The sequence below is a fragment of the Bradyrhizobium sp. S3.7.6 genome, from assembly GCF_054061875.1.
This window is the reverse complement of sequence record NZ_JBSSEQ010000001.1, coordinates 6,547,704-6,559,790: the sequence shown is the minus strand read 5'-3', so window position 1 is coordinate 6,559,790 and position 12,087 is coordinate 6,547,704. Positions and strand designations below refer to the sequence as shown.

The following is a 12,087-nucleotide window of genomic DNA, read 5'->3' as shown; positions in this document are numbered from 1 at the left end:
AAAGCAGTACACTTCGATATTTCTCGTTAGCACGAGTTCCAGTGGCTTCCGGCAGGGCGAGCGCTAACATTGGCACTGTCGGCCTCGATGCTTCGATAACCGTATCGGTTTTCGAACCAGGCCGTGAACCCATACCCCCGCTGCGATCGACGAAAGACCCGGGATCACGATGCGGTGCTCTATGCTCGTGCGGGTGCCATCCACGATGCCTTTAGCGGACAGTTTGCTGACTTCACTAAGGACGGCGAGGACAACAAAACGCTGTTCGCAAAGACCGGAAAATTGCCGATGCCGGTCTTGGCTATCGGTGGCGATCACTCCGTCGGCACATTGATGAACTCCGACTTGGCCGATGTCGCGAGCGCCGCCAAGAATGCTGTCATAACCAATGCGGGCTTTTTGCCTAATTGTCTCCGGAACTGCTTGAGGTCAGCTTTGGGTTAAAAGAAGTCCTCGGCTGAACCGATCGGGCAGGTCAGCTATGGGCCAGAAGCGGACGACGAGACCGAGCGTCTTGGCATCCCCAAGGCCAACGATAAGCTCGAACTTCTCCGGTGGCTGCGTCCATCTGGGCTTGCCTTACGAACCCACTGACTACACGCTACCCAAATGAGCAGATTCCACGCCCGAGGTAAGGTCATGATCGGCGCCACGGCACTCCGTGCGCTTGTGCTGACTGCAGCTTTTTTCGCGGCGTTGTCGCCGGCCACCTGCCTTGGCGAAAACAGCAACCGCTTGCCGGCCAAGGCTACAAAGGAGCTACCACCCGAGTTGCTCTCGCTGCTCCGACAAAAGAAGATGCCAAAATACTCGCCTATCCTTGTGCGCGTCTTCAAGCAAGAGGCGGAGCTCGAAGTCTGGAAACAGGACACCACCGGCCTCTTCAAAATCCTCAAGGTGTACCCGATCTGTCGGTGGTCGGGGGATCTCGGGCCGAAACTGAAGGAGGGTGACCGTCAGGCTCCAGAGGGGTTCTATACGATTACTCCCGAGCTGATGAATCCCAACTCCGATTACCATCTCGCGATCAACGTCGGCTTTCCCAACAGCTTCGACAAGGCAAACAATCGCGACGGCAGCTTACTCATGATCCATGGCGACTGCTCATCGAGCGGTTGCTATGCCATGACCGACGAACAGATAAGCGAGATCTATTCGCTAGCGCGGGACTCCCTCGGCGGCCGACCGTCCTTTCAGGTCCAGGCTTATCCATTCCGCCTGACGCCGGCAAACCTGGCGCAGCATCGAAATAGCCCGAACCTCTCCTTCTGGAAAATGCTCAAAGTCGGCAACGATCACTTCGAGACGACGCATCTCGAACCTAAGGTGGACGTGTGCAATCGACGCTATGTGTTCGATGCGCAAGCTCCACCAAATTCGCCGTATCCTCTCGTGTTCAGTCCCACCGATAAATGCCCCGCGTTTGTCGTGGATTCCAAAATTGCGCGGCGGGCGCTTGAGAAGCAACGTACCGACGAACTCGAATTCGCGCGATTGCTCAATGACAACGTGCCGGCAGCCCCGATCTATAGCGGACTGGACGGCGGAATGAACGAGGCTTTTCTAGCAAAGTATCTGGTCAGAGTGACGCTTGCGAAAGTGATGCCGTATGCATCTTATCTGCCGCAACTGCCGCCAATCCCCTGGGTCACCAACGATGGGTCGTTGACGAGTAGATGGTTTGGCACCTCGTTCTCGAAGCCGATTGCATGTGATCTGGCTCGTTCCAGCTTCCTGTCGACCGTCGTGGAAGGAGACGACGGGTGCTAGAGCGCCCGGTCTACTTCAGGCTTGCATCCAGAGTCAGCTGCCGGGTCACTGCCAGACCTCGCCAATGCTTTCTCAAGGTCTGAATACGCCCGGAAGCGGAGTGCGATGAAGCGCTGCGCGAGTCGGCTCGGGCTAGGTGTGGACCCATGCGTCTCAGCTAAGAGCGAGTTATTCGATCAACTCGTCGGCGCGGGTGAGCAATTTCGGTGGGACGCCTTCGCGTAAATTAAGATTACGAAGTGCACTCGCGCGTTAACTGCTTTCCATCCCGCTGCCACTGCGAGGTTAAGGCGGCCACTCGGCGAATGCTCGGGTGCAGGTCTGCTATAGGTCATTCGCGTCATTTTTGGCCTGTTTGCCGGATGTCTGCTTCTCCCCTGACAGCAGCGGAATGGCACACATCCACCAACCGCTGCTTGGGGCCAATAGGCGACATCGCCGATCAGCCTTTTGCATTCAATGACCTCGTCGTTTCCATCAACACCTGACGGGCAGGTGAGCTTAACCACCCAGAATCGGTCAAGTGCATTGCCCCTTCGGTGCAAACTGTCTTCTGGCGAGAGATGGGCGTCAACGGTAACATTGCGCACACTGTTGGAGCGGGGAGAGACGAATGATCTCTGCTTGTTGGCTTGCCGTTTGGATCGCGTGCTTCGGCTTAGGAATGGCCGTGGTCTTCCGGACGGGGCTTGGTATTGAACGTTGGTCTCCCGCTCTCGGCTTGGCCTATCTCGTAATCATTGGCCCTTCAGTTCCAATCGTAGCTTGGTTGGCCGCGGATCAGATCGTAACTGTAGAGCAGGCCAGTTGCGCGGAGTTGGACCCAGCAGCGGATCGGCTGAACGGCATGTCGCCATCCGAATTCCGCGTGCGCTGTATCGCAACCCAAGACAATTCGGGTTGGCTTGCTCGTCGCAGAACATGAAAGCTCTGGAGACAAATCATGCCGGAAGCGCTTGAAGTCGAGATATCTGCCTTCTTCAACAAATACATGCAGACATTCACCACCTGGGATGGTGATCAAATCGCCAAACTCTACTGCGCTCCCTGCATCACCATGCGGGGTGACGGGTCGATACATAGTTTTCAGTCACGTGACGAGATTGCGCGGTTTTTCCAAGGAGTGGCCGACACCTACCGACGCGAAGGGGCCGAAAGTGGAACTCTGCACGATGTAGTGGCTGTTCCTATAGGCGAACGCAGTGCTCTCGGAACTGTAACGTGGAAAAACCTCCGACCGGATGGAAGCGTCACAAGGCAATGGCGGCAGTCGTACAACCTTGTTCGCTCCCCCGACGGCTGGCGCATCCTTGCTACGACATTTCACCTAAGCGGGGTACCGAGCTAGTGATTTCCGCTTTGGGTCAAAAGCTGCGGTCAGCCCAACCATCGTGTGACTTCCGCTTTCCCGTAGACAGCCGACATCGCGACGCCTCTTGCGCTGGTCAGCTGGCGTGATTCTGCTCAACCAAAAGCGGTCATGTGTCGATCTCGGTTCTGAAGATGAATGGAGCTCGATGAGATGTTTCGCATTTTATGGCACAGGTAACCCTTGCGCGCCGGTTTCGCCGAGCGCACTCTTGCAGAGCGCTTTCACAAGAACTACGGAGGGTGCGATCATGCCACGGGTCAAGCAAGCTTCGAAGCAGAAGCGCACAGCCAAAGCCGCCACCGTGAAGGTGCTAGGTGCGGCCGGACTGGGTCTTTCGCTGGCGAGTAGCGCATCCGCATCCACGATGCCCGCTACCGGTATCCCGCAATCCAACACCTCGCCAAATCAGCGCTTCTTTCTTGGCGAAGAGGAAATGGCCGACGTCAGTCTGGCCACGTTCCATCTTTTCGATAGAGAAAACTTTGGCGGCGGCGTGCAGCTAGCGCGGGGGTGCGGTGGTTGCGGGTGCGGCCATGGTGGCGGGGGGTGCGGCGGCGGCCGAGGTTGCGGCGGCGGGTTTGTTGGCGGCCGAGGTTGCGGTGGCGGCGGGTTTGTTGGCGGCCGAGGTTGCGGTGGTGGTGGGTTTGTTGGCATCCGAGGTTGCGGTGGTGGCGGGCTTGTTGGCATTCGAGGTTGCGGTGGTAGCGGGTTCGTTGGCATCCGAGGTTGCGGTGGCTTCCGTGGTTGCCGTGGCTTCCGTGGTTGCGGTTGCGGCGGCTGCGGGTTCAGCATCGGATTCTATGACGACATCGGGTTCGATGACTGGGGGTATGGTGGCTGGGGGTTCGGTGGTTGCGCGGGTTGCTGCGGATCCTGGGGAGCGTGCCGCTTGTGCTAAGTCCCACCAAGGACTCTGCTAAGCTGCGATCAGCCTCTCGCTGGTTACGAGTTTAAGGTCGACTTCGGGTCAAAATGCGAAGAACTCAGAGCGAGCAAATCCAGTCCGCACCGCCTCGCTAAGCGGACCTCCTTGAGCGGTGTCGTCACTTCGCTGATGGGCCAACATCGGACTTCCCAAGAATACATGACGCAAAGTGATTGCCAGCCGAAGCCGGGGCATCTCCGTTCCTTGGGCCAGAGATGCTACCTGCTGCTGACAGTATGCTGTCAGTAGCACAGCGATACAGTCCTCCCGAACTTATAGGGGGAGATAAAGCTGTGAAGTTTGCTTCAACACGCCTGATCTCCGCTGATATCAAGGCTCTCCTCAACCTCTACGAGGTTTGGGCCAGCGTTGGCGCGACCCTTCATCTCTGATCTCTGGCGGCAGCGTTATCGCGATCGCCGGGAGCTCGCACGCTGGACCGAGCCCGACCTGCACGATATCGGCGTCTCCCGGAGCGACATCGCGCACGAACTCGAAAAGCCGTTTTGGCGGGCCTAGCGACTGCAGCCGCGCCGGTACCGGGTTAAGGGGATTCGAGGTTTAGCCGCCCCCATAAGGTGCTGCCTGCACGTTCCCGAACCTGTTGAAGTTGTTCTCCGGATTATACCCGGAGTCGCGCAGGTTCTTGATGTACATGTCGCGGTCGTTGGAATTACCTGGGCCCACAGCATATGGGCTCAGCCGCCTCGACCCCTCGCTCGGCGACGGCGCAGGCGACGCGCGGCCATGATGGGTCCTCTGTGCGGCCAAAGCGCCAGAAGTAGAAATTGCGAGAATAGCAACGATGACAAGAATGCTTTTGGCCATAGATCAGCTCTTCGATAATCCACGGGACTGGCATGACCGGCACTCATCGGCCATGGTCGAGGGATGATTGCCATACCGTACCAGGGGCTCGCCCTGGCACCCGTACCTCCGCCCTTCCGCCCAAGCAGGCGGCGCAAGCGCGGCAATCGCCAGTAGTCTGTTCTTTTCGTGGCTGGCGGTTTCTGATCACTATACGATGGGGACGACCGCTCTGTCTGGCAACACGAGGTCCTTCAAACTAGCGCGAGGACCGGTCGAGCCTAAGCCCAATGCCTGCGCGGCGAACGGGTGGTCCGGTCTGGGTCAAAAGGCGACCTTCGGGCGCGGCTGATTTAGGTCCGTTCAACCCTCAACAGTGGACATCGGAACACTGCCGCCGCAGGTCCGAAAAGTGCCATAAGCTGCCATTGAAGACGAAGGCACATTTTTTCTCGATCCTGACCGGCATTCTTCCCGATGTCCTAAAGTCTATCTTGGTTGAAAAGACACGAGAGGCAGCGAAATGCTACCGGCACCAATCACTTATTGCTTCTACCGTTGTCGCGGACTCTGCCTTCAGACTTGGATCGTCGCGACTTTCGCAATCATGATGGCCTCCGCTCCACTGCAAGCCTCAACAGCACCAAAAACGTCAGCGTGCGGATACCTCGCTGGTCTAATTGATAAGGCACCGCCATCAGGGCCGTTGTTCCTGCCCAGCTATCCGACCGTCGAATCGGGGCCTCTGCATGGCGCCGCCTACCTCTATGACAATGCGGTAGCCGCCATCGCGTTGGTCGGTTGCGGTGAGCAAGACAAAGCGTATCGGATTGGCTCGGCGCTTCTCTGGGCCATCGACAACGACCGCACCTGGCATGATGGACGGCTCCGGAACGCTTACGCCGCGGGCGTGGTGGGGAATGGCCCCGTCAAACTTCCGGGGTGGTGGGACAATACTCAGAACAAATGGTTAGAGGATCGATATCAGGTGGGCAGCGATGTTGGTAACATGGCATGGGCCATGTTGGCGTTGCTGTCGCTTGATGATGTGAACGCCGGCTCTCGGTCCCGCGATGGTGCAGCACGGCTTGGCGCCTGGGTCGCGCAATGGGCCGATACGCGCGGTACTGGCGGTTTCACGGGTGGTACGTTTGGGCACGAACCGACGCCGGAAGTGCGGACGTGGAAATCGACTGAACATAATACTGACCTCGCCGCCGCGTTTGGCCTTCTTGCGATCCGTACAGGGGATTCGCGCTGGCGCGATAAGGCAACGGTCGCTGAGTACTTCGTAAATACGATGTGGGATCCGGCATGCGCCTGTTTCGCCGCAGGTACCGCTGAAGACGGTGTCACGCACAATCCGATTTTGGCTCTCGATGCTCAGGTCTGGCCTTTAATAGCGCTCCACGGAGCGGTCGAGAAATTTGCATCGGCAATTACGACCGCCGAACAGCGAATGAGTGTCGATGAGGGCTTTTCTTACGGTGAAGACCGAGACGGTGTGTGGACCGAAGGAACGGGCCAAATGGCTCTCTTGATGAAATTGCTCGGCAGGACTGGGAGGGCAGACTCGTTGATCGCTGTAGTCGAATCCCAGAGGTCGCCGGATGGTGGGTTCTATGCCACAACTGCCCGCGAGTTGCCGACCGGGTTCGTGTTGGACACCGATCCGACCAAACCGCGGCTCTATTTCCGATTGTCACATCTTGGCGCAGCTTCGTGGGCTGCCCTCGCGGAACGTGGGTTCAATCCCTTTACGGTGACAAAAGGACTCCCGTAGTTGAGTCGCGGTGCTTCTCGTCCGTTTCGGTCTGTTTTGATTTCGATATGTCCGTTCCGGGTCACAAGCCGACATCTGAGCAAAGACTACAAAGCGTCCGCTTTGGGCCAATAACGGAAGTCGCGATTGGACAACAGGTCCGCGGCCATGGGCGGCTATAAGTATCGTACGTGAAGTGGTTCACAAATGGACGGTTCAGACCGCGATAGGCTAAGCAGGCTCTTCGTGCGCCAGTGGGATCAGCAGATTCGAGATCGAATATCGACGTCCACCGCTCCGTCGCACGTATCGTATTTCGCAATGCTGGCTCTATGAACTGTCAGATTTGGTTCGATGGCATTCTGTGCGGCCGAGAGCCCAAGAATGACCAATTCTTCACGCAATTCAGAAAGTTGATTGGAGAATAAGCCACACGAAAAATCAGATGGAGGATCTGATGGTAAAGAGAGCGATTGCGCTCGGCGGAGGCGGTCCGGCAGCAGGATTGCACATCGGGGTTCTGGAAGCCCTTGCCAACGCAGATATAGAGTTTGAGGTGTGGGCTTTGTCCTGCATCGGCGCCTGGGTTGGGATCGTCTACAATCAGTTTGATGGAGTTGAAAACAAAGCCAGGGCGGAAAAGACCTATCAATTCTTCAAGAATGGCGTGTTTCGAGACGACGAAGGCTATAAGCGCTTCCCCATAAACACCGTGTTTGGTCCGGATTGGGCAGGAAGCATGAGCAGGGCTCTGACCAGCTTCGTCATGGATCCCAAGAACTATCTGCATTTATGGGACCCATCGACCATGGTGAATGCCTTCAGGGATTCTATGTCGCTCTGGTTCCCTCAACAGAAGTTCACGATCCCGGACGACGGAGACATCAACAGATGGATCCTTAATCAGGTCCTGGCACCCAATCCCTTCGTTCGCTATCTCACGTCAATGATGTACTTGTCCCATGTCACTGGCCTCTCCAAGATCAACTATCCGAATAGCCAGTTCATGAAGAGCATAAAGTTCGAAGCGCTCAAAGAGCCTGGAAAGCCCGTCATATTTCACAACGCCTGGAATCTTGATGACCATAAGCTCGCGTTGTTTTCCAACAGACCAATGATCCAGCAAGCCGACAAGAAAGAGTACAAAGGGCCAATTAGCGCGTCCAGCCTATGTGCGTGCTCAGCTCTTCCCTTCATCGAAGAAACAGTTGAGATCGACGGAGTTACGTACTGCGAAGGAGCGCTGATCGACACGGTCAACTTCGAGAGCTTGCTCGAGGAGCACCGTGATCTGGACGAAATATGGGTGAGCAGGATCGTCGATTCGAAGCAGGTCCGCAAACCGAAAGACCTTCATGATGCCCTGGCGAATCTTTGCCAATTATTCGCAGCGACCGTTGGCGAAGATGACGTCAGGATCTTCAAATATCACGTGCAGTACGACGAACCCAAATGGGAAGGCATAATCGTCGAGATCCAGGTGCCGGGGCACATCAATTTCAAATGGAATCACAGCAACCTCTATAACGGGCGAGTGTTGGGAAGAGCTGCTGCGGAACAAGCAATCAAGAGGTATCACGCACATGCAGACCTCGACCCGCATGATGGGCCACACTTCATAAATGAGCATCCAGAGAAGAACGACAAGGAGGGATGGCAAAAGGTGAAAGATACGTATCGTAAATGCCAAGAGCGAGCGGATGCCTAGTGCCAAAGGCAAGTAGCTCTGCGACCGCTGAACCAGACTCCAATATCTGTGATCCGGGCAAAATTACTGCAGTCGATCGAGCAGTGCCTTCGCTTGCTTTAGATCCTGCGTTTCAAAACCCTCGGCGAACCCGGCGTAGATGGGCGCGAGCAGATTGAGCGCGTCCTTGCGTCTGCCCTGGTCGATCCATAAAGCGCCAAGGTCTACTGCAACTCGAAGTTCAAGGGCCTTGGCGTGTTGGCTTCTTGCAGTTGTCAATGCGCGCTCGAACAGTGATTGCGCCTCGGTGCCGGCTCCCGGTACGTCATCGAAGAGCAGCACGCGCGCCTTCAGTCGATACAGTTCGGCCTCAAATATCCGCTCGCTATTGCGGCTGGTTGTTGCAAGGCCCTGTTCGATCAGCTCGAGCGTGGCTTCGCGCTGACGGCTCGACAATAGGGCCGGGCTCAGGAGCACGTATAGGGCCGTGATGCCGAGCTGATAGCCCGCGTTGCGATATTCGTTCATCGCACCCTGGATTTCCGCGAGCGCGGCGGACGAAGGATCAAGAAAGTTGGCACTTATCCCCCGAACGGCGCGCGCCAATCCTCTCCATTGCCGGAATCCGTGCTCCTCCGACAAGGCAAGACAGCGTTCCGCATAGCCGTGCGCAGTCAGGAACTCGCCCCGAAGAGCGTGGAGAATGGACGCATAGTAACATCCATAGGCCTGCGAATGCGGATGACCAATGGCGTCGGCACGCCGAATGGCGGTATCCAGTCGTGCGAGCGCGGTATCGGGGCGGCCCAGCAGCCAGAGCACCCATGACATCAGGGCAAGGTCGGCCACGCCCGCATCCTGGCCGGCGGCACGCGCCGCCAATCTGTCCTGCTCGTTGCTTGCCTCGAACGCTTCGAAGGCCCGTACGATCACTTCGTGGGCTCCTTCGAGATGTCCCATGAAAAGTCGAATCATGCCTTGTCCACGCATCGCGTTGAGCAACGTTGGTCGATCGCCGCGCGCCTCCGCGAGTTCGAGCAGCGCCGAGATCATTTCCTCGGCGACCGGCAACTCACCACGAATGACGCTCGCGGTGGTCAACCAGAACATGATCTGTAGTTGCTCGGGGGGGTCTTCGAGGCGCTGGCACAGCTCGCGCGCGCGAGCGAAGATCGCCACCGCATGTGGCGATGCCGGTCCCTGGGTAGCGATCAGGCATGGTCCCAGCGCGAACTGGAAATCAAGCTCTCGTCTGTCCTTCCGGGCACCGTCGGCCAAATGGGCCAACACCTCGATGCCCTTCCGCAGGTGTGCGATAGCTTCGAGGTTGGCGGAGCGCATGGCCGCCTTCCTTCCCGCCTGAAGCCAATATTCTCCTGCCTTTTCGAACAGTCCCGCCTCCGTGAGGTGGAGCGCGAGAGTCTCGGGTTGAGCCTCCACGATTTCCGGGAACTGTTGCTCGAACACGTCCGCGATGGTGGCGTGCAGCGTCGCGCGTCGGCTCTTCAGAAGTCCGGATTCGGCAGCGTCGCGTACCAGCGCATGCTTGAAAGTATAGACCGCCCGGGGTATCTCGCCCCGGCAGAATATCAGCTCCGCCCTGACAAGCTGGGCAAGCGCCTCCTCCAGCGTCTGCCTTGGCAACTCGGCAACGGCGCTCAGCAGTTCGTAGGAGAACTCGCGCCCCACGACGGCGCCGATCTGAGCCACGTATTTCACCGGAGCCAATCGGTCGAGCCTGGCCATCAGCGATGCGCTCAACGTCGTCGGAATCGCCATCGATGGTAGCGGACGGCTGAGCGTGTAATGGTCGTCCCGCTCCTGCAACAGCCCGGTTTCGAGCACGGCCTTCGTCAGTTCCTCGACGAACAAGGGTACGCCATCGGTACGGGCGAGGATTTGGTGCATGACCTCCTCGGGGAGCGTCTTGCCGGCGGTGACGCGCTCGACCAATGCCGCCCCGTTGCGCCGGCTGAGCCGCGTGAGCGAGATCGTCGTCACATGGGCATGACCAGGCCAGGGCGGGGCGAACTCCGGTCTCGCCGTGATCAGCAGCAGTACGCGAAGCCGCGGCAGCTTTTCCAGTGTAACCGCGAGCAGTTCCAGCGACGTCGGATCCGCCCAATGGGCATCCTCGAATATCACGAACACCGGCTGACGCGCCGCCAATGCTTCGAGCTGGGCCAGGAACGCCGCCAGCGTCATGTCCTTGCGGGTCTGCGGAGTCATTTCGGGAAGGCGATAGCGGTCGCAGAGCGGAAGCGACAGAAGATTGGCCAGGGCCGGCACCACGCGGTCTGCATCGGCGCCAAACCGCAAGAGCAGAGCTTCAAGCTTGGCAAACTTCTCCGTCGGCGTCTCGCCTCGCTCGAACCGGGCGGCACGTTCGAGGTTGACGATGAATGGATACAGCGCACTGTTGGCGTGGTGCGCCGAGCAGAAGTGCCGTACCGTAATGTGTGGTTCGGCCTGGAGCCGCTCTTGAAGCGCCAGCGCGATATGCGACTTACCGATACCCGGCTCTCCAGTTAGAACCACGACGCAGCCTTCGCCTGACGCGGCATGCCGCCAGCGCCGCAACAGCAGCTCGATCTCCTCGTCACGCCCGATTAGCGATGTCAACCGCGTCTTGTGCTGCGCCTCGAAGCGGCTTTCCGCTCCACTGATCCCGAGCACCTGCCAGGCAGGTATTGGTTCCGCCCATCCTTTGAGCGCGACAGGGCCGAGATCGCGGTACTCGAAATGTCCATCGGTGAGCTGGTGTGTGCTCTCGGAAATCAGCACCATGCCGGGCTCGGCGAACTGCTGCAGGCGAGCGGCCAGGTTCGGTGTCTCACCAATGACCGCGTGCTCCTTGGCGGCGCCTTCGCCGGTCAGATCACCCACGACGACCATTCCGGTGGCGATGCCAACGCGGACCTGTAGCCTCGTACCGATATCTGTCTGGAGGTTGGCCACGGCATCGACCAGTGTCAGCCCCGCGCGTGTCGCCTGCTCGGCATCGTCCTCGTGGGCCTGGGGATAGCCGAAATAGGCAAGCACGCCATCCCCCATGTACCGCGCGATGACGCCCTCATTCCGGGCGATGACACCCGCGATGCAGTCGTGATAGGCACCGATTACCGAGCGCAAGTCCTCTGGATCCAGTCGGGCCGCAAGTGCCGACGAGTCCACCAGATCGCAAAACATGACCGTCAGTTGGCGCCGCTCGGCGCTGTCCCGCGGCGCCGGTTTGGCGGCCGTTCGGACTGATACGAGGACTTCACTCTTGAGTTCTGCAATTGCGCGCAGAATTTTGCGCCGGTGCCCAAGCAGGACGCCAAGGTCCTTGAGGTCCTGCTCCGTGAGATCGCTAACGACCGAGAAATCGATGGCGTTCTCGGCGAAACGCTGGGCGTACTCCCCCAAACCGATCGATGCGAGCCACTCTGCAGTACCTGTCATGGGATACCTATGGCCTATGCGATAAGAATAGCACATTGGAATAGCCAGCGAAGGCGCATCTATCGCCGGAAGCGCAGATCGCCGGACCTCTCGCCCAATTGAAAGGGCTCCGGCGAAAACTGGATGCTGCCAAGCGATGTCGCAGTTGGGTCAAAAGCCGACATCAAGCAGACGGCCACGATAGGTCTGCCATGAGCCAATAGCGGTCTTCGGCGAGGCCGGACGTAATATGCACTTTGTGCCAAAATGCGGATTCAAGATGGAGCGCAACTGATGTTCGATTTATCGCGCCGACTAGAGCATCATTGATTAGCCTTTGC

The 12,087-nt window shown here is 58.2% G+C and carries 7 protein-coding genes; 6 read left to right on the top strand and 1 reads right to left on the bottom strand.

Going from position 1 to position 12,087, the window contains the following annotated elements:
* Positions 1 to 174 precede the first annotated feature (174 nt).
* The 6 genes from ACVJ5M_RS32235 to ACVJ5M_RS32210 all read left to right on the top strand — a co-directional run bounded on the left by ACVJ5M_RS32235 (position 175) and on the right by ACVJ5M_RS32210 (position 8,344).
* Positions 175 to 444: a hypothetical protein gene (locus ACVJ5M_RS32235; protein WP_063984220.1), complete on the top strand. Its 270-nt coding sequence runs from the start codon at positions 175 to 177 to the stop codon at positions 442 to 444.
* Between the two features lie 195 nt (positions 445 to 639).
* Positions 640 to 1,770, top strand: coding sequence for a L,D-transpeptidase family protein (locus ACVJ5M_RS32230; RefSeq protein WP_231144531.1), 1,131 nt, complete (start codon positions 640 to 642; stop codon positions 1,768 to 1,770).
* Between the two features lie 943 nt (positions 1,771 to 2,713).
* Positions 2,714 to 3,118, top strand: a complete 405-nt coding sequence (locus ACVJ5M_RS32225; RefSeq protein ID WP_283018593.1) for a nuclear transport factor 2 family protein — start codon at positions 2,714 to 2,716, stop codon at positions 3,116 to 3,118.
* 1,318 nt (positions 3,119 to 4,436) lie between these two features.
* Positions 4,437 to 4,586 carry a DUF1127 domain-containing protein gene (locus ACVJ5M_RS32220; RefSeq protein WP_231144533.1) on the top strand — a complete coding sequence of 50 codons (150 nt, stop codon included), beginning with the start codon at positions 4,437 to 4,439 and terminating at the stop codon, positions 4,584 to 4,586.
* A gap of 994 nt (positions 4,587 to 5,580) precedes the next feature.
* On the top strand, positions 5,581 to 6,657 hold the full coding sequence (locus tag ACVJ5M_RS32215) for a hypothetical protein (RefSeq protein WP_063984217.1): 1,077 nt from the start codon (positions 5,581 to 5,583) through the stop codon (positions 6,655 to 6,657).
* 424 nt (positions 6,658 to 7,081) lie between these two features.
* Positions 7,082 to 8,344 carry a patatin-like phospholipase family protein gene (locus ACVJ5M_RS32210; protein ID WP_063984216.1) on the top strand — a complete coding sequence of 421 codons (1,263 nt, stop codon included), beginning with the start codon at positions 7,082 to 7,084 and terminating at the stop codon, positions 8,342 to 8,344.
* Positions 8,345 to 8,407: 63 nt separating this feature from the next.
* Here the strand turns inward: ACVJ5M_RS32210 and ACVJ5M_RS32205 are convergent, their stop codons facing one another.
* The gene (locus ACVJ5M_RS32205) at positions 8,408 to 11,767 is read right to left on the bottom strand and encodes an adenylate/guanylate cyclase domain-containing protein (protein WP_063984215.1); all 3,360 of its coding nucleotides are present in this window, start codon (positions 11,765 to 11,767) and stop codon (positions 8,408 to 8,410) included.
* Positions 11,768 to 12,087 lie beyond the last annotated feature (320 nt).